Origin of the sequence: Sphingopyxis sp. LC363 (assembly GCF_000756385.1) — a bacterium.
Classification (GTDB): Bacteria; Pseudomonadota; Alphaproteobacteria; order Sphingomonadales; family Sphingomonadaceae; genus Sphingopyxis.
In genome coordinates this window covers 97,293-124,019 of the sequence record NZ_JNFC01000012.1, presented here as the reverse complement: position 1 = coordinate 124,019, position 26,727 = coordinate 97,293, and the positions used below count along the sequence as shown (strand labels likewise).

Sequence of the window (26,727 nt, the reverse complement as noted above, 5' to 3'; positions counted from 1 at the left end):
GCTATTTCGCTTCGTCCAGCCAGCCGCCGGTGAAACCGATGCGCTTCAATCCGCGAACGATATGCGGATTCTTGCGCATCACCTTCCACACCAGTCCGCTGCGATGGTTCTCCATCATCGCGAGGATCGGGCCCTGGTCGATGCCGAGATAATCGTTCGCGACCCACCCGTGAACGGGGTCGACCGCGCCCGATTTCGAACCGGAATCGGCGAAGGTGAAGCCGGGGTTGAACGCGTCCTTGAAACCATAGCGCGTATAGAGCCGGGGGCCGTATTGCGTGCGCATCGCCATCAGCGCGGGGATCGCCGCTTCGGGTGCAAAGGCGACCGAGCCGCCGGCCGCGGTCGGGACGACGGTACCGTCGTCGACGACGCGGATCGCGCTGACGCCGCGCGCCATATAGCCGTTGAAATCGCGCGGCGTGCTGTTGACGCTATATTTGCCTTCCGAATAGCCGGGCCCGTCGGAGGCGGTCCAGCCCCAGATGTCGGCGCTATAGCCCGGCCATTTGTTCGGATTGTCGGCGCCATAGGCGCGCTGCGCCAGCGTCGCGCGGCGGCTGTTCTCGAAATAGTCGATCCCCTTGCCGCGCATGAATTCGTCGCGAATACCGCGGAAGTCGACCCAGACATGGCTGTACTGGTGCCCGAACAGCGGCTCGAACTGGAGATGCTCTTGCCCGTAATAGGTACCCCAGTCCTTTTCGAGGTCGGCCGCCCAGCCCGTGTCCCACGCATCCTTGCCGACGGGGTGCGTCGGCGAACCCAATGCGAGGATATAGACGAGCATCCCCTCATTATAGCCGACCCAGTCGTGGGTCCCGAAATCGCCGCCTTCGCCGCGTTCGGGATACCAGCCCATCGCGATCGCCTTTTGCCCGCCGCCATTGGCTGATGGAATCCGGCTGTTTTCGCGCTGGACGAAGGTCCAATCGACGCGGGCGTAGATTTTTTCGGCGAGGTCGCGAATCTCCGCCTCGACGGGCGTGTCGCGGTCGTAATAGCTCTGCGCGAAGAGCACGCCGCCGAGCAGCAGCGACGTATCGACGGTCGAAAGCTCGGTCTTGCCGCGCCGCGTTCCGTCCTCATTGTTGAGGAAATGATAGAAGAAGCCCTTGTGACCCGCCATCCCGGTCGCGGCGGGTCCCTGCGGGGCGGTCCAGTAGAAGCGCAGGCAGTCGCGCGTCCGCTCCGCCGCTTCGGCGCGCGTGACATAGCCGCGCTCGGCGCCGACGCCATAAGCGGTGAGCGCGAAGCCGGTCGCGGCGATCGACGAGAAGGGATTGCTCGGCCAGCGATCGGGCGCGAGGCAGCGCTTGGTATCGGTCGTGTCCCAGAAATAGCGGAAGGTCCGCTCGCTCAGCTCTTCCGAAAAGGCGGCCTCGGTCAGCGGGGCGAGCGTCGATGCGGGGACGGCGGCGGAGGGCGCCGGGCTCGGAGCGCAGGCGGTGGCCAGCGCGATCAGGGGCAGGACAAGGACCCCGCTGCGGAACGACATGAAATACTCCAAAAATTGAGGCGCCCGGCCCACGGGAGGGGGGTGCAGGCCGGGCGCCCGGTCAGCCGGTCAGAAAGAGAAGCCGGCCGAAAACTTTAGCGTACGCGGCGGGTTGCCGCCAACGCCATTGCCCGAAATGCTCAGATAGTCGGGCGACGTCGGGTCATTGTTGTAATCGACATAGTTGCGGTCGTTGAACAGGTTCAGAATGTCGACGCGGAGCCGCAGGCGCGATTCCTCGCTGATGAACCTGAACGGGATATATTTGGTGATCGCGATGTCCATCTGGCGGAAACCCCAGCGATCGCCGTTGCCGTCGGCCTCGTTCGAGATCACGTTGCGCGACGGATTGGCGCCGCCGACATCGATGAACCGCTTGAGATATGGCGGCGAGGCGATCTGGAACTTGCCCGACAGCGTAACCCCGATCGGCAGATCGACCGACCCCGTCGCGACGAGGCGATGCTTGCGCACCCCGCTCGACCGCGTAATCGGATAATCGTCGAGCGACGGAAAATCGAGGCTGAACGTCTCGCCAAAGTTTCGGTTCTCCTCGGCCTCGGTATAGGTGTAGGTCGCCGAGAAGCTCCACGGCGAAGCCGCCGTGTAGTTCTTTACGAGCTTCAGATAGCCCGAATCCGCACTGGTTTCGAGGCCGTTCGTTCCGATGATGATCGAACCGAAGCCCGGCGGGGCGAAACCGAAGGGCGATCCCGGTGCCGCCGGCGCGGGCGGGAAGAAGGTGCCGTCGGGCCGGCGATTGCCCAAGAGATAGGCGAAACCATCCTTGCTCTCGATGTGGCTGTAACCGACTTCGGCTTCGAACAGCGGAGTCACGCGCGCACGGAAGCCCAAGCTGAACTGGTCCGAATAGGGCACCTTCAGGTCATTGTCGATGAAACGCAGTTCGCGTCCGCCGCCCGGCCCGGCCTGCGCCAGCAGTTGAGCGCGGCCGGCTTCGGTCAAATAGACCGGATCCCAAGGAACGCAGGTCGGTCCGGGAACGCATGTGTTGTTCGGGTCACCCGTGATGAAGTTGAATGTCCGGGTCGTGTAGGAACCGACGCTGATCTCCTGTTGCAGGAAGTCGAACTGGTTGCGGTCGTACGAGCGGCCGAAACCGCCGAACAGGACATAGCGTGCCTCGTCGTCGAGTTCGTAGCTGAAACCGATGCGCGGTTGCCATGCCCCGGTGAACGCCTTGCGTTCCGATCCCGTCGAGATGAAGTCGTTGATGTCGTAATCGGCGTTGATCAGGTTCGGATAATTGGCCGGCGACACCGCATTGACCGCGTCGGCGGGGTGGACGAAGTCGAGGAAGGCCGGCGTCCGCTCATAGTCCCAGCGCACGCCAAGATTGAGCGTCAGCCGGTCGGTGACCTCCCAGTCGTCCTGGACATAGATGCCGAACTGGAAATTCTTCGAATTGACGATCGGGCTGCCGTTGCCGGTCTGCGCACCGAACTGGACGCGATACGGAACCTCGTCGTTGAAGCTGCCGCCGCCTGGATTGAAAGCGGGATTATAGGTATAAAGCGGGTTGAAATTGCCGAGCTGGAGTGTGTTGAGTTCGACCCATTTGGCCTTTGCGCCAACCTTGATCGTGTGGCCTTCGAAACCGGTCCAGGTGAAGTCGTTCTGGACGCCCCAGCCCTTCTGGCCCTTGTCCTGATAATTGCCGCCGCCGCCGGTGCGCAGAATGTCTCCGCGCACGACCACGCCCGGCTGCGGGTTGGTCGGCGACGGACCCGCATAGGCAAAGAGGAACGCGTTGCCGAATTCGACCGGCGTGGGCGCCCATTTGACGTCTTCATAGGTCAGCTTGAAATCATTGATCCAATTGTCCGCCGTATGTTCCCACCGGCCGGTCACGCGCAGTTCCTCGACATCTTGCGAACTGATCGTGCTGCGGGCGTTGATGCCGCTCGACAGAAACTCGCCGCTTTCCTTGCGATATTTGCCCGACACCTCGATCAGGTCGCTGTTCGAAGGCTGGAAACTGAGTTTGCCGAAATACAGATCCTCGTTGAAGGTCGCGTTGGTCGGCCCGAACACCCCCTGATATTCCGAAGGAAAATAGCTGACCGGCAGGTTGAGCCCCGGCCGGACATCGACCGGATTTTCTTGCCTTTTGCCTTCATAGGTCACGAAGAAGTGCAGCATGTCCTTGATGATCGGACCGCCGAGCGCACCGCCGAACTGGAAATCCTTGGTCTTGACCTTGCCCGTCGTGAGCTCGTTCGGACGCGCGTCGCGCAGGCTCTGGTCGGTATAGTCGATGAAGGCTTCGCCGTGGAATTCGTTGGTGCCCGATTTGGTCACCGCCGTAATCGCGACCGAACTCACCTGGTCGAACTCGGCCTTATAGTTCGATGACAGGACGCGATACTCGCCGACCGCGAGCTGCGGGAACGGGTTGCCTTGCGTCGAATCCTGCCCGGTAACCCCGTTCTTGAGAACATAATCCTTCTGCCCGACACCATCGATGAAGATGTTGACGCTGCGGCTGTCCTGCGCGCCGCCCTGGAGGCGCGACTGCCCGTTACCGCCGGTCACGAACTGGACGCCCGGCGCGAGATCGGCGAAGGCGAGGAAGTTGCGGTTATTTTGCGGCAGCACCTCGATCTGGCGCTGCGTGATGTTCGAGCCGACCTCGCCGCCCTCAAGTGAACGGATGCGCGTACCGGTGACGATGATCGCGTCGCCCTCGGCCGACGCGATGTCGGGCTGCGAGAAATCGAAATCGAGCACCGCGCTCTGTCCCACCGAGAGCGTAAACTCGTCGGTGCGGCGGACACCGTTCGGCGTCGTCAGTTCGAGGCGATAGGTGCCGACGGGGAGCGAGGCGATATTATAGCTGCCGTTCGCGCCCACCGCGACGCTGCGCGTCAGGCCGGTATCGACATTGATCGCGGTGACCTGCGTCACGCCGCCTTCGGCCTTCACCGTGCCGCGCAGCGAGGCGTTCGACACCTGCGCGTGCGCCGGCGTCGCGACGGCAACGGCAACGGCAACGGCAACGGCCAGTGCAGCGCCCGCGCTGCTCCATGCAAGCGCCGCGGCGAGCCGGCGTGCGCGCGACCGGTGCGCGGTCATGGTCTGAAATTCATACGAAAACTTCACGGCATCCTCCCTTTTTGTGCCCCGACCATTTCCGCTCTCGCCTTGCCAGCCGCCCGGCCTTGCCACCGTGCAGCAACGAGTCGCGAAAACCGCGTCGTTGTTTTTTTGATTTGTAACCGGTTTCACGATAGCTGTATAGGGGGAAGCGACACAGATGGATATGATCGGGGGCCAGCCGGTTTTCGGCCGAAATTCGGCCAATCCGCGTGACAATGTATAAGCAAACCCGACCGGGAAGGACGAATCATGCCGCCGATGACGCGCAACCTGACATGCCTGACGCTGGCCACCCTGATGGTGGCAGGACAGCTCACCCCCGCTCCGCTCATGGCGAAACCGGCGACGAGCAAGAGCGAGGCCGCCCCGGAGGATTCGACGGGATGGATGCGCCCCGATCCGAAGATGGATCGCTTCATCGCCGAACTGATCGCGAAGATGACGCTCGACGAAAAAATCGGGCAATTGTCGCTGCTGACCAGCGACTGGGATTCGACCGGGCCGACGATGCGCCAGGGCTATCAGGACGATATCCGCAAGGGGCGGATCGGGTCGATCTTCAACGCCTTCACGGCCAAATATACGCGCGACCTGCAGCGGCTGGCGGTCGAGGAAACGCGGCTCAAGATTCCCCTGCTCTTCGGCTATGACGTCATCCACGGTCACCGCACCATCTTCCCCATCTCACTCGGCGAATCGGCGAGCTGGGACTTGAAAGCCATTGAAAAGGCAGCACGAATCGCGGCGACCGAAGCCTCGGCCGAGGGCATTCACTGGACCTTCGCGCCGATGGTCGACGTCGCGCGCGACCCACGCTGGGGCCGCATGTCCGAAGGCGCGGGCGAAGATGTCTATCTCGGCAGCAAGATCGCCGCCGCGCGCGTGCGCGGGTTCCAAGGCGACGATTTGAAGCGCGTCGATACCGTACTGGCGACGGCGAAGCATTTCGCCGCTTACGGCGCCGCGCAGGCGGGCCGCGATTATCATACGGTCGACATTTCGGAGCGCACGCTGCGCGACATCTATCTGCCGCCCTTCAAGGCAGCGGCCGATGCCGGCGCGGCGACCTTCATGACGTCGTTCAACGAGTATGACGGCGTCCCGGCGTCGGGCAGCCACTATCTGCTGACCGACGTCCTGCGCGAGAAATGGGGCTTCAAGGGCTTTATCGTAACCGATTACACGTCGATCAACGAAATGGTCGCGCACGGCTATTCGAAGGACCTGAAGCAGGCCGGCGAACAGGCGATCAACGCCGGCGTCGACATGGACCTGCAGGGCGCGGTGTTCATGGACCATCTCGCCAAGTCGGTCGCCGAGGGAAAGGTCGACGTGAAGCGTGTCGACGCCGCGGTGAAGGCGATTCTCGAGATGAAATACCGCCTCGGCCTGTTCGAGGATCCTTATCGCTATTCCGACGAAGCACGCGAGAAAGCGACCATCTATCGCCCCGACTTCCTCGAAGCCGCGCGCGATGTCGCGCGCAAATCGATCGTTCTCCTCAAGAACAAGGACAATGCCCTGCCCCTCGCCGCAGCGGCGAAGTCGATCGCGGTGATCGGCCCGCTCGGCAACAGCAAGGAGGACATGATCGGCAGCTGGTCGGCGGCGGGCGACCGCAAGACGCGGCCGGTCACCCTGATCGAGGGGATGCAGGCCGGCGCACCGAAGGGGACGAGCGTCGCTTTTGCCAAGGGCGCGAGCTATGCGTTCGCCGACGCGGGCAAGACCGACGGGTTCGCCGAAGCGATCGCGCTGGCGCAGAAATCCGACGTGATCATCGCGGCGATGGGCGAACGCTGGGACATGACCGGCGAGGCGGCGAGCCGCACCTCGCTCGACCTGCCCGGCAATCAGTTGGCGCTGCTTGAAGAGCTCAAAAAGACCGGCAAGCCGATCGTCCTCGTGCTGATGAGCGGGCGGCCGAACAGCATCGAATGGGCCGACGCCAATGTCGATGCGATCCTCGAGGCCTGGTACCCCGGCACGATGGGCGGCCATGCGATCGCCGACGTCCTCTATGGCCGGTACAATCCGTCGGGCAAGCTGCCGGTCACCTTCCCGCGCAATGTCGGGCAGGTGCCGATCCATTACGACATGAAGAATACCGGGCGGCCGATCAATCCGGCGGACCCCGATGCGAAATATGTCTCGCGCTACCTCAATACGCCGAACACGCCGCTCTATCCGTTCGGCTATGGCCTCAGCTACACCAGCTTCACCTATTCGCCGGTGACGCTCGACCGGAATAAGATCCGCCCCGGCGAGACACTGACGGCGAGCGTTACCGTGACCAACAGCGGCGCGCGCGACGGCGAGGAGGTCGTGCAGCTTTACGTTCGCGATCTTGTCGGATCGGTGACACGCCCGGTGAAGGAATTGAAAGGCTTCGAGAAAATCAACCTCAAGAAGGGCGAAAAACGGACGGTCCGCTTCACCCTGACCGACGCCGATCTGGCCTTCACGCGGCAGGATATGAGCTGGGGCAGCGAGCCCGGCCAGTTCAAGCTGTGGGTCGGGCCGTCGTCGGCCGAGGGGCAGGAAGCCAACTTCGAGCTGACCGAATAGGATGCGCTTTCGCCTTCCTCTCGCGCTCGCGCTCCCGCTCGCTTTCGTTGCCGCGGCGGGGGCAGAGCCGGCCGCACGCCCGAACATCGTCTACATCATGTCGGACGATCATGCCTATCAGGCGATTTCGGCCTATGGCTCGCCGCTGTCGAAGCTGGCGCCGACGCCCAATATCGACCGGATCGCGAAAAATGGCGCGATCTTCACGCAGAGCTTCGTTGGCAATTCGCTGTGCGGTCCCAGCCGCGCGACGTTGCTCACCGGGCGGCAGAGTCACGCGCATGGTTTCACCCAGAACGGCCAGCGGTTCGACAATAATGTCTGGGTCTGGCCGCGCGCGCTGGGCCAGGCGGGCTATGCGACCGCGATGTTCGGCAAATGGCACATCAACTATTCGCCCGAAGGCATCGGCTTCGACGACTGGAAAGTGCTCGACGATCAGGGCGAATATTATAACCCTGACATCATCACGCCCAAGGGACGCAGCGTCGTCGAGGGCTATGCCACCGACCTCATCACGCAGTACAGCCTCGACTGGCTGAAAACCGGGCGCGACAAGTCGAAGCCCTTTGCGATAATGATCCACCACAAGGCGCCGCACCGCAATTTCATGCCTGCGCTGCGCCATGTGCGGAAATATCAGGGCGTGACCTTTCCCGTGCCGGGCAATTATTTCGACGATTATCGCGGCCGCATCGCCGCAGGCACACAGGAAATGAACATCTATCGCGATATGTATGAGGGGCACGACCTCAAGATGACGGTCGCGAAGGGGTCGGCGCAGCTGCGCTACAACCGCTGGCCCGGCGCTTTCGACCGGATGACGCACGCACAGCAGGCCGAATGGGACGCGGCGATGCAGGCCGACAACGACCGGCTCAACGCCGCGCCGCTGTCGGGCCGCGACCTCGCGCTGTGGAAATATCAGCGTTACATGCAGCAATATCTGGGCACGATCGCGGCGGTCGACGAAGGCGTCGGCGCGGTGCTCGACTATCTGGAAGAAAGTGGCCTCGATCGGAACACGATCGTCGTCTACACCTCCGACCAGGGCTTTTACCTGGGCGAGCATGGCTGGTTCGACAAGCGCTTCATCTATGAAGAATCGATGCGCACGCCGTTCCTGATCCAGTATCCGGGGCATATTCGCCCGGGCACCCGCATCGCTGCGCCGATCCAGAATATCGACTATGCGCCGACCTTCCTCGACTATGCCGGGGTCAAGGGTCCGGCGACGATCCAAGGCCGGTCGATGACGCCGCTACTGGCCGGCCGCACGCTGCGCGACTGGCGCAAGGATGTTTATTATCATTACTACGAATTTCCAGGGTTCCACGCGGTGCGCGCGCACTATGGCGTACGCGGCGAGCGGTACAAACTCGTGCGTTTCTATGGCGAAGGGCTCGACGCGTGGGAGTTTTACGACCTGAAGAAAGATCCGCACGAGATGGACAATCGGATCGGCGATCCGGCGATGAAGGGTCCGATCGCGGCGATGAAGCGGCGGCTGGTCGAACTGCGCCGCGAATATAGGGATACGAGTGGCCCCGCCATTTCCTGACCGGGTTGCGACGGCTGCTTGCGGACGGTAGGCGCGATGGCGTGAGCCCCGAACCACCCTCTGCGTTCGCGCCCTTCCGCTACCCGGCGTTCCGCGCGATCTGGATCGCGAACCTTGCGTCGAACATGGGATCGATGATCCAGTCGGTCGCGGCGGCGTGGCTGATGACCGAGCTGACCCAATCGCACCTGCTGATCGCGCTGGTGGCCGCGAGCACGACGATCCCCGTCATGCTGCTCGGCATCTTCGCCGGCGCGATCGCCGACAATTTCGACCGGCGACGCGTGATGCTCGCGGCGCAAACGGGGATGCTGATCGTCTCGGCGGCGCTGACGGTCACGACCTATATGGATGCGATCACGCCGCTGACGCTACTGTTCTTCACGCTCGCGGTCGGATGCGGCACCGCGCTCAACGGCCCCGCGTGGCAGGCGTCGGTGCGCTTGCAAGTCGGTCCCAGGGATTTGCCGCAGGCGATCGCTCTCAACACCATCGCCTTCAACCTCGCGCGCAGCGTCGGGCCCGCGCTGGGTGGGATGCTGGTCGCGATCGTCGGCACCGCCGCCGCTTTCGGGCTCAACGCACTAAGCTATGTCGCGTTGATCGTCGTGCTGCTGCGCTGGCATCCCGGAACGCTGCCGCCGCGAAGGACGCCGATGCTGACGGCGATCGCCGCGGGCATAAGATTCTGCGCGCATTCGGACCCGGTGCGCCGCGTGTTGATTCGCGGTTTCGCCTTCGGTTTCGGCGCGGCAGGGTTTCAAGCGCTGCTTCCTTCGCTCGTCCGTGACCGGCTGCACGGGACCGAAATCATCTACGGCCTGTGTCTTGCCGCTTTTGGCGCGGGGTCGATCTTTGCCGCGCTGTGGGTCGGACAGGCGCGGCGCCGCTGGGGCAGCGACCGGGTGGTGACGACCGCGTCGCTGATCTTCACCGCCGCGATGCTGCCGGTCGCGCTGACGGCCAACCTCCCCGCCCTGATGGTCGCCGCCTTCGTCGCGGGCGGCGCGTGGGTCTCGACGCTGACGACGCTGAACGTCGCGATGCAGCTCCGCTCGCCCGAAGAGATACTCGGCCGCTGCCTGTCGATCTATCAGGCGGTGACCTTCGGCGCGATGGCGCTCGGCGCCTATACGCTCGGGCTGGTCGCCGACCTCAGCAGCCTGCCCGCGGCGATCCTCGGGTCCGCCGGCTGGCTTCTGCTCTCCGCGCTGGTGCTGCGTTTCGTCGCGCCGATGCCGCGCCGCGACGAGGGCCGCATCCTGCCCTGAGCTTAGGGTCAGGACCCTAGCCCGCCTCTTCGATCGTGAAGCGGCTGTTCGATAGCGCGAGTTCGTCGCCGCAATGGCTGCACGCCGCGACCATATGCAAGTCATGGCCGCACGGACGATGCGTCAGCAGCACCGGCGGCCCGCGCTCGTCGGAAAACCATTTGTCGCCCCATTGCAACAGCGCGAGCAGCACCGGGTAGAGATCGCGCCCCTTGTCGGTCAGGCGATATTCGACGCGGTCGGCGTGGCTCGAATAGGGCACGGTCTTCAAGATACCCTGCCGCACGAGCCGTTCGAGGCGGCCGGTTAATATGTTCGTCGCCATCAGCGTGTCGCGCTGGATATCGTCGAAGCGGTTGATGTGCGTGAACATCGCGCGGACGACGAGCGTCGCCCAGCGATCGCCGAACAGCTCGATCATCGTGTCGACGAGCGGACGGCCGCCGGGGCGCCGGGCGCCGACTTCGCCGTTGAAGCGGCGGCGCTCGTAATGCGGGACGACCTGTGCAAGCCCCGGCCCCTCGCGCCAGTCGACGTCGCGCGGATCGATCTCGGCGCGGCAATGCGCGCATACGGGCACGGGTTCGGTCGCATGGCCACAGGTGGCGTGGTGAAGCCGGACCTGGAAATCGCGGCTGTCCGCCTCCCACTTATGCTGCCAGCGCAGCATCATCAGGCCGTTCGGGAATTGGTCGCGGCCCTTCTGCGTGAGGACATAGTGAAAGCCGCGCCCATTCTTCTTGGGCACTTTGGCGAGGCAATCCTCCTCGACCAGCTTCTTGAGGCGGCCGTTGACGACCGAGCGCGCGAGGCCGGTGCGCGCGACGAATTCGTCGAAGCTGTGGATGCCGAGGAACGTCTGTTCCATGATCAGCAGGACCGGCACGTCGCCGACGACATCGAGCGCGCGCCAGATCGAGCAGGCCCTGATGGTGCGGTCGTGTTTCAAATAAGCCGTCCTTGCCTCTCCCCGCCCCTAGACCAAGGCGGGTGCATCGACAAGGCTAGCACCCGCGACAGGAGGGCGGCGGCGTGCCGCCCTCCCCGAGTCAGAAGCGTCCGGTCAACTGCACCGCGATCGTGCGCGGGCGGTCGACGATGCCGTTATAGGCGTTGCCGGCGTTTCGCGTGATCGTCGTCGCGAGCGGCATCGAACTCGCGGTCTGCAGGATGCGTTGGTTGGTGAGGTTGCGGCCGATCAGTGCGGCCTCCCAGCGGTCGTCGACCTCAGCCAGCGCAAGCCGCGCGCCGAGCTTCACATAACCGTCCTGATGCGTGCGCGGGTCGAGGTTCGCCGCCGCGATATAGGAGGAGGAGAAGTCGGCATTAAGGTTGAACGCGACCTTCATGTCGCTCGTCACCGGCGTAGTGTAATCGAGGTTGAGGTTGCCCGACCATTTGGGGCTGAGCGCGTTGCGCTTGCCCGAATAGTCGCAGAAGCCGTTCGCGTCGGGCGTCTGCAGATAATAGCATTGGCCGTCGGTGAAATTGCTGAACTTGAAGTCGAGATAGGCGACCGCGCCGCTGACCGTCAGCCCGGGGGCGAGCGCGGCGCGGAAGTCGGCCTCGACCCCCTGCGTGCGGGCCTCGGCGGCGTTGCGGACGTTGAAGTTGAGCGTGCCGTCGAAGATGTTGACCTGCAGATCCTTGTAATCGGTGCGATATACCGAAAGATTGAACGCGACACTGCGCCCCTTGTATTTGACCCCCGCCTCGAAATTGTCGGCGCTTTCGTCCTCGAACTCGAACGCGCCGGGCCGCGCGACGGTGGTCGAGGTCGGCAGCGAGTTCGACCGGATGTCGAAGCCGCCCGCCTTCGTCCCCTTGGCATAGGAAGCGTAGAGCATCAGATCGTCGGTCGCGTCGTACTGGACGTTGACCATCGGGTTGAAGCTGTCCTCGCTGATCTTGCCCGAGATGCTGTGTGCTTCGATATTGAGAGCGCGGAACACCGCCGCAACGACCGGCGCGGGCGCGGTGCTGAGCGGCCCCTGCACGATCGCGAGGTTGCGGCTGCCCGTCTTCTTCTCATGGTTGAAGCGCGCGCCCGCGGTGATGCGAAGCCGATCGGTGACCGACAGCTCGCCTTGGGCAAAGCCCGAAATCAGGTCGGATTTCTGCGCATAATCACGATCGTTGCTGGTATCGCCGAGCGCGCTGAAGGGGGCGCCCAGCGCGAGAAAGGTCGGGTTGAACAGCGTGAAGTCCTGCACGTCGAGCTTCGCATGCTGGTAATAGACGCCCGCGATATAGTTGAACGCCTCGCCGCCCGGCGACGCGAGGCGGAGTTCCTGGCTGAACTGGCGATAATCCTCGCGCAAATTGGTGCCGTCGAGGAAGCTGATGCCGGAGAAATCGACGTCGACGATCTCGCGCGTCTTGTAATCGAGCAGCGACGAAACCGAGGTCAGCGTGTGGTCGCCAAGCTCAAGGTCGGCGTTGAGCGTCGCGCCGAACACCTTGTTGCGGCTTTCATAGCCATTGTCCTCGCGGACATAATCGGGATCGGTGCTGACGAAGAAGGGTCCCTGGAAGACGGCATTGTAATTGCCGACCGCGCCGAACACGTCGCGCGGCTGCCCCTTCGTTTCGAAGTCGGCATATTCGAGCTTGAGTTCGGCCGCGAACGGCCCGCCCTTGTCGAATTCGAGCTTACCGCGGACATAATATTCGTCGACGTTCGGCTCGTCGCGGTCGAGTTCCTGATTGTAGAAATAGCCGTCCATCGAACGATGATAGCCGACGACGCGCGCTTCGATGCCGTCGCTGAGCGGCCCCGACAGCACGCCGGTGAGCTGCACTTCCTTGTGGTTGAATTCATAGAGGCCGCTGACCGAGCCTTCGAACTCGTCGGTCGGGCTGCGCGTCGTGATGTTGACCGCGCCCGCGATCGCATTTTTCCCGAACAAAGTCGGCTGCGGGCCGCGCAGGACCTCGACGCGCTCCATGTCGACGAGCGGCAGGCGCGAGAGCTGGTCGCGGCCGTAATAGACGCCGTCGACGAACATCGCGACCGACTGTTCGAAACCCTTGTTGTCGCCCGATGCGATGCCGCGGATCGCGATGCGGTTGGCGATCGCGGTCTGGGTGATCTTGAGGTTCGGGACCGACGAGGAGATTTGTTCGAGGTTGGTCTGGCCATAACTTTCGACCTGCTTGCCGCTGACCGCCGAGATCGAGATCGGCACGTCGGAGAGGCCCTCGGCGCGTTTCTGCGCGGTGACGATGATTTCCTCAAGCCCGCCCTGATCGTCAGCCGGCGCCGCGTCCTGCGCAAGGGCGATACCGGGGCTGGCAAGCGCCGATGCGGCGAGCAACGCGACCAAATGCTTTTTCATGAAACTCTCTCCCTCCCACCATCCTCAGGTTTGCCCCGCGATGTTTTTCTGGCCTTGCGACTCATATCGTCTTTAAGTATCGTTATGCAAGTCAGATAATTTGGAGAGGATCGAAGGTGCCGAAAAACGGCCTGCCAACTGCGCTGATGCGGAATTTGCGCCTGCCCGCGATCGCGGCGCCGATGTTCCTCGTCTCGGGTCCCGAGATGGTGATCGCGGCGTCGCGTTCGGGGGTGATCGGCAGCTTCCCGGCCCCCAATGCACGCACATCGGCCGACCTCGAAGACTGGGTCAGCCGGATCGATTCGGCGCTGTCGAACGATCCCGACGCCGCAGCCTGGGCGGTCAATCTGGTCGTCCATCCGTCGAACAACCGCCTGCCCGAAGACCTCGCCTGCGTCGTGCGCCACAAGGTCCCGCTGGTGATCACCGCGCTCGGCAGCCCGGCGCGCGTCGTCGAAGAAATTCACGGCTATGGCGGGCTCGTCTTCGCCGACGTCAATTCGGTGGGTTTCGCGCGCAAGGCGGCGGCGGCCGGAGTCGACGGGCTCGTGCTCGTCGCCGCGGGCGCGGGCGGACACACCGGCGCGACCGCGGGCTTCGCCTTTGTCGAGGAGGTGCGGCAATTCTGGGACGGGCCGCTCGTGCTCGGCGGGGCGATCTCGACCGGCCATGCGATCCGCGCCGCCGAAATCCTCGGTGCCGACTTCGCCTATCTCGGCACCTCGTTGATCGCTTGCGCCGAAAGCATGGCAGTGCCGGGCTATAAGGACATGGTCGTCGCCGCTGGCGCCGAGGACATCGTGCCTTCGAAGGGCATCACCGGTGTCACTGCCAACTGGCTGAAGTCGAGCCTGATCGCTGCGGGCTACGATCCCGTCAACATGCCCGAAGACAAGCGACCAAATTTCTCCGACGCGCAGGACGATGCCAAGGCGTGGAAGAATGTGTGGTCCGCCGGCCAGGGCGTCGGCGCTGTCCGCGCGGTCGAGCCCGTCGCGACTATCGTCGACCGCCTCGTCAAGGAATATGATGCCGCCGCCGCGAGGCCGCGCTTTGCTGCCGCCGAAGGAGTCCCCGCATGACCGCCGAACTCATCGACACGATCCAGACCACCATCCAGCCGAACGACCACCCCTATATGAAGGGCGCGTGGCGCCCGACCTATAATGAGTGGAACGCGATCTTCGCCGACGGCGATGCCGAGGTGATCGGCAATATCCCGACCGACATCGACGGGGTTTACGTCCGCACCGGCGAAAACCAGATCCACGAGCCGATCGGCCGCTATCACCCCTTCGACGGCGATGGCTTCATACACGCTATCTCGTTCAAGGATGGCCGCGCGAGCTATCGCAGCCGTTTCGTGCGCACCAAGGGGTTCGAGGCCGAAAAGGAAGCCGGCCGCTCGCTGTGGGCGGGGCTGATGGAGCCGCCGCACAAGTCGACGCGCCACGGCTGGGGGGCGCAGGAATGGCTCAAGGATTCAAGCTCGACCGACGTCGCGATCCACGCGGGCAAGATAATCTCGACCTTCTACCAGTGCGGCGAAGCGTACCGGCTCGATCCCTTCACGCTCGAACAGTTCGGTACCGAAAGCTGGGTGCCGCTCGACGGCATTTCGGCGCACTGCAAGGTCGACCTCGCGACGGGCGAACTCATGTTCTTCAACTATTCGAAGCACGCGCCCTATATGCACTATGGCGTCGTCGGCGCGGACAATAAGCTCAAGCATTATATCCCCGTCCCGCTCGCCGGACCGCGCCTGCCGCACGACATGGCCTTCACCGAAAATTATACGATCCTCAACGACATGCCGCTTTATTGGAACGCGGAACTGCTCGAACGGAACCTCCACGTCGTCCAGTTCCATCCCGACGAGAAGACGCGCTTCGCCATCATCCCGCGCCACGGGCAGCCCGCAGATATCCGCTGGTTCGAAGCCGAACCGACCTACACGCTCCACTGGCTCAACGCATGGGAGGAAGGCGACGAGATCATCCTCGACGGCTATTATCAGGAAGAGCCGATGCCGAAATCCTATCCGAACGCGCCGGAGGGGCTCGAGCGGATGATGGCCTATCTTGATCAGGGGCTGCTCAAGCCGAGGCTCCACCGCTGGCGCTTCAACCTCAAGACCGGGAAAACGACCGAACAGAGGCTCGACGACCGCGACCTCGAATTCGGCATGTTCAACCACCGCTATGCGGGCAAGCCCTATCGCTACGCCTATAGCGCGATCCCCGAGCCGGGCTGGTTCCTGTTCCGCGGGCTGGTGAAGCACGACCTCGATGCTGGGACGAGCGAGGACTATGAATTCGGCCCCGGCCGCTTCGGCAGCGAGGCGCCCTTCGCGCCGCGGATCGATGCGAAGGACGAGGACGACGGCTATCTCGTCTCCTTCATCGCCGACCTCGAAACCGACAAATCCGAATGCGTGCTGATCGACGCGAAAAATGTCGCGGCGGGGCCGGTATGCCGGATCATCCTGCCCGAACGCATCTGTTCGGGCACCCACACCGTGTGGGCGAGCGGCGACGATATCGGCATGGGCGAAAACAGCGTGCTGGCCGCCTGAGATGATCGTCGCGGGAGAGGATAAAAGGCGGCAATATCGGGAGAGCGGCTGGTGGGGTGACGAAACATTCGCCAGCCTGTTCGCGGCCAATGCGGCGGCGCATCCCGGGCGGCTGGCGCTGGTCGATGCGCCGAACCGCAGCGACTTCGCGTTCGGCGTGCCGCAGCGGTTGAGCTATGCCGAGCTGGCGGCGGAGGTCGACCGGCTAGCGGGGGCGCTGGTCAAGGCGGGCATCCGCAAGGACGATGTGCTGCTCGTCCAGCTTCCCAATATCAGCGAGTTCGTCGCGCTCTATTTCGCTGCGGCGAAGATAGGCGCGATCGTCAGCCCGGCGGCGGTGCAATATCGCAGCCATGAGCTGAAGGGTATGATCGGCGTCGTCGAACCGAAAGCCTTCCTCTGTGCGACGACGGTCAAGGGATGCGATCATGTCGGTGTTGCGGCGCCGCTGCTCGATGGCATCAGGCTGATGACCTTTGGCCCCAATCCACCAGACGAAGCGCTCGACCTCTCGACCGCCGTGGGTGACGAAGCCGCGCTAGCCGCGCATATCGCCGCCAACCCGGTCGATGCCGACGATATCTTCACCATCTGCTGGACATCGGGCACCACCGGCGTGCCCAAGGGCGTGCCGCGCAGCCACAACCATTGGATCGCGGTTGCGGGCGCCGGTTATGAGGCGATGAAGGTCGGCCCGGGCGACGTGCTGCTCAACCCCTTCCCGCTTATCAACATGGCGAGCATCGGCGGCATTACAATGTGCTGGCTCACCAGCGCGGGGACGATGGTGCTGCACCACCCCTTCGACCCCGGCGTCTACCTCAAGCAGATCGCGACCGAGCGGCCGAGCCTGACGATCGCGCCGCCCGCGGTGCTCAACATGCTGCTGCAGAATGAGGCTTTGCTCGCGTCGGTCGACCTCTCCAGCCTGCGCGTCATCGCCTCGGGCTCCGCCCCCCTCGCGCCCGCGATGGTGCGCGGTTTTCAGGACAAGCTCGGCATCATCATCGTCAATGTGTTCGGGTCGAACGAGGGGATGAGCTTCATCACCGGCGAGGCCGACATGCCCGACCCCGACAAGCGCGCGAGCCTGTTCCCGCGTCGCGGTACCTATCAGCGCCCCTATTGCGAAGGCCGCGCCCCCAATATCGAAAGCCGGCTCGTCCCGCCCGGCGGCGGCGAACCGATCGAGGCGGACGGCGTCTCAGGCGAACTCCAGATCCGCGGCCCGACCTTGTTCGAGGGCTATCACAATGCCCCCGAGCGCACCGCCGAAGCCTTCACCGACGACGGCTGGTTCCGAACCGGCGACCTGTTCGAGATCGCCGAGGACGGAGATTTCTATCGCTTCGTCGGGCGCTGCAAGGATCTGATCATCCGCGGCGGGGTCAATATCTCGCCCGAGGAGATCGACCAGATGCTCGGCGGGCATCCGCTGCTGGCCGAGGCCTGCACCTTCTCGCTCCCCGACCCGACGATGGGCGAGCGCATCGGACTCGCCTATGTTCCGCGTGGGAGCGACGATGTGGGGATCGGCGAGGTCGCCGATTATCTGCGCGGCCACGACCTCGCGGTATTCAAACTGCCCGAGCGCCTGTTCCGCTTCGACGCGCTGCCGCGCAACGTCACCAACAAGGTGATGCGCAGCGAAGTGCGCGAAATGGCGCTCGCCACTCTCGAAAAGGAAGCCTGACATGGCAAAGGACGTCTTCATCCTCGGCGGCGCGCAGACCGACTTTTCGCGCAACCTCGAACGCGAGGGCGGCGGGCTGTTCGAGCTGTTCCGCGATGTCGCCGAAGCCGCTTTCGTGGCGACGGGGATCGAACCCAAAGAGGTCGAGACCGCGCATGTCGGCAATTTCGTCGGCGAGCTGTTCGCGGGGCAAGGCCAGCTCGGCGGCTTCTTCGGCCATGTCCACCCCGACCTCGCGGGCATCCCCGCTTCGCGGCACGAAGCCGCCTGCGCGTCGGGCAGCATCGCGATCCTCGCCGCCGCCGCCGAGATCGAGGCCGAGCGCTACGGCCTCGCGCTCGTGCTTGGGATCGAATTGATGCGCAACGTCCCCGGCCAGCGCGCCGCCGAATATCTTGGCGCCGCCGCGTGGGCGGGGCGCGAGGCGCAGGAGGCGCGTTATCTGTGGCCCTATATGTTCGCGCGCGTCGCCGAGGAATATGAGGAGCGCTTCGGGCTCGACCGTGCGCATCTGCGCGGGATTTCGGCGAACAATTTCGCCAATGCCAAGAAGAACCCATATTCGCAGACGCGCGGCTGGGCGATTACCGACGATCATCTCGGTGAGAATGACGAGGTCAATCCGTTGATCGAGGGGAGTTTGCGCAAGTCCGATTGCGGGCAGGTTACCGACGGGGCGGCTGCGATCTTTCTCGCCTCGGCGGAAGTTGCCGAACGTTACGCGCAGCGTCGGGGGATTTCGATCGACTTGATTCCGCGGATCAAGGGATGGGGGCATGCGACCGCGCCGCTGCTCTATTCGACCAAAGTCGCGGAAAGCAGAGGCCAAGGCTTTGTTTTTCCAAGCGTTCGCAAGGCGATGATGGACGCGCTGCGGCGCGCAGAGATGCCCGACATCTATGCGTGCGACGGGGTCGAGGTGCATGACTGTTTTTCGATCACCGAATATATGGCGATCGATCATTTCGGGATCACCAAACCGGGCGAAAGCTGGCGCGCGGTCGAGGACGGGACGATTGCGCTGGGCGGGAAGCTGCCGGTCAATCCATCGGGCGGGCTGATCGGGCTCGGGCATCCGGTAGGTGCCACCGGGGTGCGGATGCTGCTCGACGGATGGCGGCAGGTCACCGGAAACGCTGGCGATTATCAGGTCGAGGGCGCGCGCAACTTCGCGACCTTCAACGTCGGTGGCAGCGCGACGACCGCGGTCAGCTTCGTCGTCGGCACCTGATTTGAGCGAGGTCTATCTTTACGACGCGGTGCGGACGCCGCGCGGCAAGGCGCGGCCCGATGGCGGGCTCGCCAAGCTCAGCCCGCAGGAGTTGGTGCGCCAGCAGGCGGCGGCGCTTGCGGCGCGATGCGGCGATGTCGCTACGACGCCAGATGTGCTGCTGCTTGGTTGCGTTACGCAGAGCGGCGAGCAGGGTGGGCATATCGCGCTGGTGTCGAAGCTGCACGCGGGGTTGCCCGACCAGACCGCCGCGCACAGCATCAACAATTATTGCGCGTCGGGATTATCGGCGATCGGGCAGGCGGTCGCGAAGGTCGCGAGCGGCGAGATCGCGGTGGCGCTCGCGGGCGGAGTCGAGTCGATGAGCAGCGCGCCCTTCCTCGGCGATCGCGCCGGATATTACACCAACGACGAATTGCCGCCGCGCGCGCGCTTCGTGCCGCCGGTGCTGGCGGCCGACCGGCTGGCGAACAGCGAAGGCATCGCGCGCGCCGAACTCGACGCGGTTGCGCTCGCCTCGCAACTGAAAGCTGCTGCTGCGGAAACCGATCCCGCCCTGCAAGCCTCGCGCGTCGCGACCGGCGCGCTCGACGGCGAGGAGTGTATCCGGCCGCAAACGAGCGCGGAATCGCTCGCCGCCGCACCGGCGGCCTTTGGCGAGTTGCAGGCGCAATATGCGGGCGCACTCGAAGGCGCGACCTTTGAACCGCTGCACAGTATCGCGCATGCACCGCCGATCTGCGATGGCGCGGGGCTGGCGCTGGTCGGCGGCGACGGGCTCGGCATCGCGCCGCGCGCGCGCGTGGTCGCCTTTGCCGAAAGCGGCGGCGACCCTGCTGCTTCGCTGACCGCGGGGTTCGCGGCGATGGACAAGGTGCTGACGCGCGCCGGGCTGACGCTCGGCGAGATGGACCGGATCGAGTTCATGGAAGCGTTCGCGGTCACGATCGCCAAATTCATGCGCGACCGCGATGCCGATCCGGCGCGCGTCAATGTCAGCGGCGGCCATCTCGCCAAAGGCCATCCGATGGGCGCGAGCGGCGCGATTCTGACCTCGACCTTGCTCGACGCGCTCGATGCGTGCGGCGGGCGTTATGGACTGGTCGTGCTGACCGGCGCGATGGGGGTCGGCGCGGCGATGGTGGTCGAGCGGGTCGCTTAGAACCAACTCCTCCTGTGGCGGAGCCATGGGGAGGTGGCAGCCCCGGAGGGCTGACGGAGGGGCATTGGCGCTACCGTTTCGGCCCCTCCACCACCGCTTCGCGGCGGTCCCCCTCCCCATCGCTTCGCGACAGGGAGGATTGCGTCTCGCAAAAGCCGATTGCGCAAAAGCGTGGCTGCGCTATGGGCGGCGCGTGCGGGGCTTGCCCTGCGCATGATCGCGCCGGTGCCCGAGAGGGCTTAAAATGGGAACGCGGTAACGGGGTTCGTCCTGAACCCCCGAAGCCGAGGCTGTCCCTGCAACTGTAAGCGGCGAGCGCGATGCACCGGTTCGAGGCTTTCGGACCAGCCACTGGGATCATCCTGGGAAGGCGTGCATCAAGCCCAGACCCGCGAGCCAGGAGACCTGCCGGCGTGGGTCGCTCAATGCCATGGCCCAGGGAAAGGCCACGGCACGGAGGTTTCCGTCGAGCGACGACCAGGCGGCTGGAGCCGCCTCGGTGCGGTGCCGCAGGCGTTACGCCACTTGCGACGCCGGCATCGGTCGATCGCGTCCCACGCAGTCGGCAGGCTCCGCCTTCGTTGCCGGCGTGCAGGGACTTCCGATGTTGAAATTTGCGACCATTTCTCTTTTGACACTGGCAACGGCAACACCGGCGCTTGCCGAAACCGTCGATAGCGAGCGCGGAGACGATATCGTCGTCACCGCGTCGGGCGTCGAGCAGCCGCGCGACGAAGTCGGTCAGGCGATCACGATCATCGACGCCGACACGATCGCGCGGCGCCAGTCGGTCGATGTCGTCGACCTGCTCGCGACCACGCCCGGGGTGCGCTTCAACCGGTCGGGCAGCACCGGATCGGTCGCGAGCATATCGCTGCGCGGCGCCGAAACAACGCAGACGCTCGTGCTGATCGACGGGGTGAAGGTCAACGACCCGAGCGGCATCGGCGACGGATATGATTTCGGCCATCTGCTGACCGGCAATATCGACCGGATCGAGGTGCTGCGCGGGTCGAACTCGGTCGTCCACGGCAGCCAGGCGATCGGCGGCGTCGTCAGCCTGATGACCGCAACCCCGGCCGAAGGCTTCGCCGCCGATGCCTCGGCCGAATATGGCTATAGCGATACTTTGAATGCCAAGGCCGATGTGTCGGGCACCGCCGGGCGCATCTCGGGCGGGATCGGCGGCGCTTATTTTCGCACCGACGGCATTTCTTCGGCGGCGGTCGGCACCGAAAAGGACGGTTACAAGAATTTCGCGGGCAACGCGCGGCTGAAGGTCGCGTTCAGCGACGCGCTGAGCCTCGACCTGCGCGGCTATTATATCAACGCCGACCTCGATTACGACAGCTTCTTCGGCGCGCCCGCCGACAGCGCCGACGTCGCCAAGCTCGACCAATATGTCGGCTATGCGGGGCTGAACCTTGGCCTGTTCGACGGCAATTTCACCAGCCGCGCGGCGGTGACGTGGATGCGGGGCGAGCGCGATTATTATTTCGTGCGCGGGACGGCGCCCGATTACGGCTATTCGGGCAGTAATTTGAGGTTCGAATATCAGGGTGTCGTGACGCCGGTACAGCAGGCCAAGCTGATCTTCGGTTACGAGCATGAACGCCCCGACTATGATTTCTTCGGCTTTGGATCGACCGACAGCCAGAAGGCCGATATCGACAGCGTCTATGCGCTGGGGATCGTCCAGCCGGTCACCGGCCTGTCGCTGTCGGGCGGCGTCCGTCACGACGACCACAGCCAGTTCGGCGGCGCGACGACGTTCGGCGCCAACGCCAATTATTCGCCGAACGCGGGCGCGACCAACTTCCGGCTGAGCTATGGCGAGGGGTTCAAGGCGCCGTCGCTGTACCAGCTCTACGACGCGTTCAGCGGCAACGCCGCGCTGCGCCCCGAACGGTCGAAAAGCTATGATATCGGCGTCGACCAGAGTCTCGCGGAAGGCCGTGCGCTGATCTCGCTCACCGCGTTTCTGCGCAACACCGACGACCAGATCAATTACGACAATGCGACCTTTATCTATGGCAATATCGACCGCACGCGCGCCAAGGGGATCGAGGCGACGCTGGCGCTGAAGCCCGTCGACGCGCTGAACGTCACCGCGTCGTACAGCTATATCGACGCGCGCGACCGGTCGGGGCGCCCCGCGTTCGACGGCAAGCGCCTGCCCCGCCGCGCCGAACATGCGGTCAGCCTGTCGGCCGATTATGACTGGTCGTTCGGGCTGTCGACGGGCGCGACGCTGACGATGGTCGGCGACAGTTTCGACGATTTCGCCAATAACGTACCGCTCGACGGCTATGCGCTCGCAGGGATCCGCGCATCCTTCCCCGTGAGCGGCCATTTCGAGATTACCGGCCGCGTCGATAATCTGTTCGACGCCGATTATGCGACGGCGTTCAATTACGGCACCTATGGCCGCGCGGTCTATGGCGGCGTGCGGGCGCGCTTCTGATGAAGGCGCGGAGCGACGCCGAGCATAAGGCGAAGATGAAGAAGATCCAGGCGGCGCAGGCGAAGAAGGTCGCGGCGAAGACGGTCGAAAAGGGGTTGGTCATCGTCCACACCGGTCCCGGCAAGGGCAAGACTTCGGCCGCGCTCGGCATGGCGGTGCGCGCGATCGGACACGGGATGAAGGTCGGCGTGATCCAGTTCATCAAGGGCGCGATGACGACCGGCGAGAAAGCCGTGTTCGACCGCTTCCCCGACCTGATCGAATTCAAGCCGATGGGCGAAGGCTTCACCTGGGATACGCAGGACCGGACGCGCGACATCGCGGTCGCGCGCGAAGCGTGGGACGAGGTCAAACGGATGATCGCCGATCCCGACTATGCGATGGTGATCGCCGACGAGCTCAATATCGTGCTGCGCTACGACTATCTGCCGGTCGATGAGGTGGTGGAGGCGCTGGGTACGAAACCGCATATGACGCATGTGGTCATCACGGGCCGCAACGCTCCCGAGGCGTTGATCGACGCCGCTGATCTTGTCACCGAAATGGCGCAGGTGAAGCATCCGTTCCGCGAGCAGAATGTGAAGGCGCAAAAGGGAATCGAGTTTTGATGCGGCGGCGCGGCCTTTTGGCGGCGGCCGCGCTGCTCGCGGGCGGCGCGGGGCTGCTGTGGGCGGCCTCCTCCGCCCCGCCGGTCAAGGCGCCGACGGTGCCGCAGCGCATCGTTTCGATCAACCTGTGCGCCGACCAACTCGTGCTCGCCCTCGCCGACCGGAAGCAGATCGCCGGGCTGACGAAGAACGCCACCGACGCGGAAATGTCGGGCGAGGCGGGGGCAGCGCGTGGACTGCCGCTCCTCAGCAATTCGGCCGAGCAGATTTTGGCGATCGAACCCGATTTGATCGTCGGCATGCCCGCGAGCCGCAGCGCGGCGCTCCGCGCGCTGCCACCGCAACATTATCCGCTGCTCGACCTCGCGACCGCCAACACGCTTGGCGAAATTTACACGTCGATCCGCAAGACCGCCGCGGCAGTCGGCCACCCCGAGCGCGGGACCGCGCTGATCGCGCGGATGGAGCGCGAGCTGGCGGGGCTTCCCAAGCCGGGCAAGGGCCGCGTCGCGGCCTATTACCAGCGGCGCGGCTATATGACGGGGACGGGAACGCTGATCGACGAAATGATGGCGCGCATCGGGCTGGTCAACCTCGCGGGCAAGCTCGGCAAGCCGCCGCTCTCACAACTGAGCCTCGAGGAGATGGTCGCGGCCGAGCCCGATTTCCTGATCGTCGAGAGCGCGACCGATGTCGTGACCGACCAAGGGAGCGAGATGCTGCACCATCCCGCGATCAAGGATATTCCGCGCATCAGCATAGCGCAGGCGTGGACCGTGTGCGGCAGCCCCGCCTACACGCAGGCGGCGCGCAGCATGGCGGCGCAGATCGCGCGGCACGACGGGGGCCGCTCATGAGCCGCTTTGCCCTCCCCCGCTGGTCGCTGATCGGCGCGCTCGCGGTGCTGACGCTGGTCGCGGCGGCCGGCTCGCTCTTGTTCGGCGCGGTCGACCTGTCGGTTGCGCGGCTGATCGCCGCCGCGAGCGGCGACGGCGACCGGGTCGCGTCGATCATCCTCTTCGACCTGCGCCTGCCGCGCACCTTGCTGGCGCTGGCGGTGGGCGCGATGCTCGGGCTCGCGGGCGCGGCGCTGCAAGGCTATCTGCGCAATCCGCTCGCCGAACCGTCGGTGCTCGGAACCTCGAACGCCGCGGCGCTCGGCGGGGTCGCGGCGCTCTATTTCGGGATCGCCGAGCTGCATCCGGTGATGCTGCCCTTGCTCGCGACGGGCGGCGCGCTCGTCTCGCTCGCGCTGCTTTTCGTCCTCGCTGGCCGCGCCGAAAGCCCGCTGACGCTGATCCTCGCCGGGATCGCGGTGGGGACGCTCGCGGTCGCGGGGACGAGCCTCGCGCTCAACCTGTCGCCCAATCCCTTCGCGGCGATGGAGATCATGACCTGGCTGCTCGGCAGCCTCGAGAATAGGTCGTTCGAACATGTGTGGATCGCGTTGCCGTGCATCGCGATCGGCGCCGCAATGCTGCTGTGGAACGGGCGCGCGCTCGACGCGCTGACGCTCGGCGAGGATGCGGCGCAGGCGCTCGGCACCGATCTGCGGCGCACGCGGCTCCGCCTCTTGATCGGGACCGCGATCGGGGTCGGCGGCACGGTCGCGGTGTCGGGGGCGATCGGTTTCGTCGGGCTGATCGTGCCGCACCTGATCCGCCCGCTCACCGACCGCAGCCCGTCGGCGATCCTGCTTCCTTCGGCGATCGGCGGCGCAGCGTTGCTGACGCTCGCCGACCTTGGCGTGCGGATCATCCCGACGACGAACGAGCTGAAGCTGGGGGTCGTCACCGCCTTTCTGGGGGTGCCGGTCTTCCTCCTCCACCTGATGCGGGAGCGGCGGCTATGGTGAGCCTGGTCCTCGATCATGTCGGCGTGACGCTCGGCCGCCGCGCGGTGGTCCACGACGTCAGCGCCGCGTTCGGCGCGGGAACGCTGGCCGGGATCGTCGGGCCCAATGGCGCGGGCAAGTCGACGCTGGCGCGCGCGATGCTCGCGCTGGTGCCCGCGCGCGGTTCGGTCCGCGTCGACGGGGTCGATGCGGCGGCGATGCCGCGCGGCGAGCTGGCGCGGCGGATCGCCTATGTTCCGCAGGGGCAGACATTGCACTGGCCGCTGACGGTCGAGCGGCTCGTCGGGCTGGGGCGCTTGCCGCATCTGGCGCCGATGTCGCGGATTTCCGATGCCGACGCGGCCGCGATCGAGCGCGCGATGGCGCGCGCCGACGTGCTCGAACTGCGCGGCCGGATCGCGACCGAGCTGTCGGGCGGCGAGCGCGCGCGGGTGCTGTTCGCGCGCGCGCTGGCGGTCGAGGCGCCCGCGCTGATCGCCGACGAGCCGCTCGCGAGCCTCGATCCGGGGCACCAGATCGACGTGATGGAGTTGCTGCGCGCCGAAGCGGCGGGCGGCGGGCTCGTGATCGCGGTGCTGCACGATCTGACGCTGGCCGCGCGTTATTGCGACCGGCTGCTGCTGATCGACGAAGGGCGGATCGTCGCCGATGGGACGCCCGCCGAGGTGCTCACCGCCGAGCGGCTGCGTGCGGTTTACGGCATTGACGCGAGGGTCGAGACCGGCGGCGAATGGCCGACGATCACCACCTTCGGGCGGGCGCGGGCCTAGCCGCTGCCGCCGCTGCGGCAGAAGCCGACGACATAGTCGATGATCATCCGGTCGCGCTGCGGCGACGGCGGGCCGAGCACGCCCTGCGCGTGCGGCGGCAGGTGATCGACCGCGTGCGTCGCGCCGTCGCCGAAGACATAATGGTCGAACCAGCTTTTCCACGCGGCGCGCTCGGCGCCCGGAAGCTCGCGGATCGAGTGCATCGCGAGCATCAGCGCGGCGAAGGGAAAGCGGTCCTGCCGCTGCCCGAACCAATAGTTGACGAGGACACCCACCGCGCCTTCGCTGCGGACATGGTGCCACCACATCGGTGGCATGTAGATGGCGTCGCCGGGTGTGAGTTCGGCGACGCGCTTGTGGCGCTCGGCCTCGGCATAGAGCGGGTAGCGGGCGTGATCGGGATGGTCGGGGTCGACCATGCTCGTCGGCTGACCCGCGATCGTGCGCTCGACGGGGCCGACGTAGAGGTTCGTTATCTGCGCGGGCGGGAAGAGGGTGAAGCGGCGGCGCCCCGCCACGACGACCGCGATATTCGCCGCCATGTCGTAATGCGGCGCGATGCGGCTGGCGTTGCCGACCCAGATGCGGGGATCGACGCCGGTATCGATGGGCAGCGGGTTTTCGACGGCGAAGCTGGCGACGCTTTCGGGGACCGGGGTCGATCCCGCGTAGAGGCTCGGCGCATCAGACTTATCGCGCAGCGCGACGAGACGTTCGACGAGCGCCGTCATCGGCATCTTTTCGCTGCCAAAATTCACCCCGCGCATGTCGTCGGTGTAGAAATAGCGCCCGCCGGTTTCGGGCGGGCCGACGAGCACGGTGAGCGGCTTGCCATTGTCGCGCGCGGCAAGATAGGCGGCAATGGATTCGTCGCCCTCGCGCGCCGCGGCGACTGCGGGCCAGTCGGCCGCGATGCCGCGGATGATGGCCGGACGATCGCCTGCCGCGACCGCGCGCGCGATCGCGGCGTGGTCGCGGCCCGATATCTCTTCCAGCACTGCGCTCACTTC

The 26,727-nt window shown here is 65.1% G+C and carries 18 protein-coding genes and 1 riboswitch; of the genes, 13 read left to right on the top strand and 5 right to left on the bottom strand.

Going from position 1 to position 26,727, the window contains the following annotated elements:
• Window position 1: 1 nt before the first annotated feature.
• Window positions 2-1,498 (bottom strand): glucoamylase family protein, encoded by a 1,497-nt coding sequence (locus FG95_RS05935; protein ID WP_037554656.1) that lies wholly within the window; start codon window positions 1,496-1,498, stop codon window positions 2-4.
• A 69-nt stretch (window positions 1,499-1,567) separates the two neighbouring features.
• Window positions 1,568-4,621 carry a TonB-dependent receptor gene (locus FG95_RS05930; RefSeq protein WP_037554654.1) on the bottom strand — a complete coding sequence of 1,018 codons (3,054 nt, stop codon included), beginning with the start codon at window positions 4,619-4,621 and terminating at the stop codon, window positions 1,568-1,570.
• A gap of 246 nt (window positions 4,622-4,867) precedes the next feature.
• Between FG95_RS05930 and bglX the strand changes: the two genes are divergently transcribed.
• From bglX to FG95_RS05915, 3 genes are read left to right on the top strand one after another with little or no spacing between them, the layout of a single operon-like run.
• A complete protein-coding gene (gene bglX / locus FG95_RS05925) occupies window positions 4,868-7,186 on the top strand; it encodes a beta-glucosidase BglX (RefSeq protein WP_037554652.1) in 2,319 nt (772 codons plus the stop codon).
• A 1-nt stretch (window position 7,187) separates the two neighbouring features.
• A complete protein-coding gene (locus tag FG95_RS05920; protein ID WP_037554651.1) occupies window positions 7,188-8,747 on the top strand; it encodes a sulfatase family protein in 1,560 nt (519 codons plus the stop codon).
• Window positions 8,748-8,788: 41 nt separating this feature from the next.
• Complete coding sequence (locus tag FG95_RS05915; RefSeq protein WP_037554649.1) at window positions 8,789-10,018, top strand: MFS transporter; 1,230 nt, start codon at window positions 8,789-8,791, stop codon at window positions 10,016-10,018.
• Window positions 10,019-10,034: 16 nt separating this feature from the next.
• Here the strand turns inward: FG95_RS05915 and FG95_RS05910 are convergent, their stop codons facing one another.
• Window positions 10,035-10,967, bottom strand: coding sequence for a winged helix-turn-helix transcriptional regulator (locus FG95_RS05910; protein WP_037554648.1), 933 nt, complete (start codon window positions 10,965-10,967; stop codon window positions 10,035-10,037).
• 100 nt (window positions 10,968-11,067) lie between these two features.
• Complete coding sequence (locus tag FG95_RS05905; protein ID WP_037554646.1) at window positions 11,068-13,356, bottom strand: TonB-dependent receptor; 2,289 nt, start codon at window positions 13,354-13,356, stop codon at window positions 11,068-11,070.
• 146 nt (window positions 13,357-13,502) lie between these two features.
• On the opposite strand from FG95_RS05905, the gene FG95_RS05900 reads away from it, so the two are divergent.
• The 10 genes from FG95_RS05900 to FG95_RS05855 all read left to right on the top strand — a co-directional run bounded on the left by FG95_RS05900 (window position 13,503) and on the right by FG95_RS05855 (window position 25,717).
• A complete protein-coding gene (locus FG95_RS05900; RefSeq protein WP_037554644.1) occupies window positions 13,503-14,441 on the top strand; it encodes an NAD(P)H-dependent flavin oxidoreductase in 939 nt (312 codons plus the stop codon).
• Window positions 14,438-15,934, top strand: a complete 1,497-nt coding sequence (locus FG95_RS05895; protein ID WP_037554642.1) for a carotenoid oxygenase family protein — start codon at window positions 14,438-14,440, stop codon at window positions 15,932-15,934. Before FG95_RS05900 ends, FG95_RS05895 begins: the two co-directional genes overlap by 4 nt.
• A gap of 1 nt (window position 15,935) precedes the next feature.
• A complete protein-coding gene (locus FG95_RS05890; protein ID WP_037554641.1) occupies window positions 15,936-17,627 on the top strand; it encodes a class I adenylate-forming enzyme family protein in 1,692 nt (563 codons plus the stop codon).
• Window position 17,628: 1 nt separating this feature from the next.
• Window positions 17,629-18,858, top strand: a complete 1,230-nt coding sequence (locus tag FG95_RS05885; protein ID WP_037554638.1) for an acetyl-CoA acetyltransferase — start codon at window positions 17,629-17,631, stop codon at window positions 18,856-18,858.
• Window position 18,859: 1 nt separating this feature from the next.
• A complete protein-coding gene (locus tag FG95_RS05880) occupies window positions 18,860-20,020 on the top strand; it encodes an acetyl-CoA C-acyltransferase (RefSeq protein ID WP_037554636.1) in 1,161 nt (386 codons plus the stop codon).
• Window positions 20,021-20,226: 206 nt separating this feature from the next.
• Window positions 20,227-20,447: riboswitch (cobalamin riboswitch) on the top strand.
• Window positions 20,448-20,624: 177 nt separating this feature from the next.
• Window positions 20,625-22,484, top strand: coding sequence for a TonB-dependent receptor plug domain-containing protein (locus FG95_RS05875; protein ID WP_037554634.1), 1,860 nt, complete (start codon window positions 20,625-20,627; stop codon window positions 22,482-22,484).
• Window positions 22,484-23,092, top strand: coding sequence for a cob(I)yrinic acid a,c-diamide adenosyltransferase (gene cobO, locus FG95_RS05870; protein ID WP_037554632.1), 609 nt, complete (start codon window positions 22,484-22,486; stop codon window positions 23,090-23,092). Before FG95_RS05875 ends, cobO begins: the two co-directional genes overlap by 1 nt.
• Complete coding sequence (locus tag FG95_RS05865) at window positions 23,092-23,949, top strand: ABC transporter substrate-binding protein (protein WP_037554630.1); 858 nt, start codon at window positions 23,092-23,094, stop codon at window positions 23,947-23,949. Before cobO ends, FG95_RS05865 begins: the two co-directional genes overlap by 1 nt.
• Complete coding sequence (locus FG95_RS05860; RefSeq protein WP_037554628.1) at window positions 23,946-24,947, top strand: FecCD family ABC transporter permease; 1,002 nt, start codon at window positions 23,946-23,948, stop codon at window positions 24,945-24,947. Before FG95_RS05865 ends, FG95_RS05860 begins: the two co-directional genes overlap by 4 nt.
• Window positions 24,941-25,717 (top strand): ABC transporter ATP-binding protein, encoded by a 777-nt coding sequence (locus FG95_RS05855; protein ID WP_037554627.1) that lies wholly within the window; start codon window positions 24,941-24,943, stop codon window positions 25,715-25,717. The genes FG95_RS05860 and FG95_RS05855 overlap by 7 nt, the downstream gene beginning before the upstream one ends.
• Here FG95_RS05855 and FG95_RS05850 read toward each other — a convergent pair.
• Complete coding sequence (locus tag FG95_RS05850; protein ID WP_235211472.1) at window positions 25,714-26,724, bottom strand: cupin-like domain-containing protein; 1,011 nt, start codon at window positions 26,722-26,724, stop codon at window positions 25,714-25,716. The two genes, FG95_RS05855 and FG95_RS05850, sit on opposite strands and share 4 nt — an antisense overlap.
• Window positions 26,725-26,727 lie beyond the last annotated feature (3 nt).

Coding starts and splice junctions, on each gene's coding strand:
- FG95_RS05935 (WP_037554656.1), bottom strand. CDS start 1,498: ATGTCGTTCCGCAGCGGGGTCCTTGTCCTGCCCCTGATCGCGCTGGCC.
- FG95_RS05900 (WP_037554644.1), top strand. CDS start 13,503: ATGCGGAATTTGCGCCTGCCCGCGATCGCGGCGCCGATGTTCCTCGTC.
- FG95_RS05890 (WP_037554641.1), top strand. CDS start 15,936: ATGATCGTCGCGGGAGAGGATAAAAGGCGGCAATATCGGGAGAGCGGC.
- FG95_RS05905 (WP_037554646.1), bottom strand. CDS start 13,356: ATGAAAAAGCATTTGGTCGCGTTGCTCGCCGCATCGGCGCTTGCCAGC.
- FG95_RS05920 (WP_037554651.1), top strand. CDS start 7,188: ATGCGCTTTCGCCTTCCTCTCGCGCTCGCGCTCCCGCTCGCTTTCGTT.
- FG95_RS05885 (WP_037554638.1), top strand. CDS start 17,629: ATGGCAAAGGACGTCTTCATCCTCGGCGGCGCGCAGACCGACTTTTCG.
- FG95_RS05875 (WP_037554634.1), top strand. CDS start 20,625: ATGTTGAAATTTGCGACCATTTCTCTTTTGACACTGGCAACGGCAACA.
- cobO (WP_037554632.1), top strand. CDS start 22,484: ATGAAGGCGCGGAGCGACGCCGAGCATAAGGCGAAGATGAAGAAGATC.
- FG95_RS05895 (WP_037554642.1), top strand. CDS start 14,438: ATGACCGCCGAACTCATCGACACGATCCAGACCACCATCCAGCCGAAC.
- FG95_RS05865 (WP_037554630.1), top strand. CDS start 23,092: ATGCGGCGGCGCGGCCTTTTGGCGGCGGCCGCGCTGCTCGCGGGCGGC.
- bglX (WP_037554652.1), top strand. CDS start 4,868: ATGCCGCCGATGACGCGCAACCTGACATGCCTGACGCTGGCCACCCTG.
- FG95_RS05860 (WP_037554628.1), top strand. CDS start 23,946: ATGAGCCGCTTTGCCCTCCCCCGCTGGTCGCTGATCGGCGCGCTCGCG.
- FG95_RS05855 (WP_037554627.1), top strand. CDS start 24,941: ATGGTGAGCCTGGTCCTCGATCATGTCGGCGTGACGCTCGGCCGCCGC.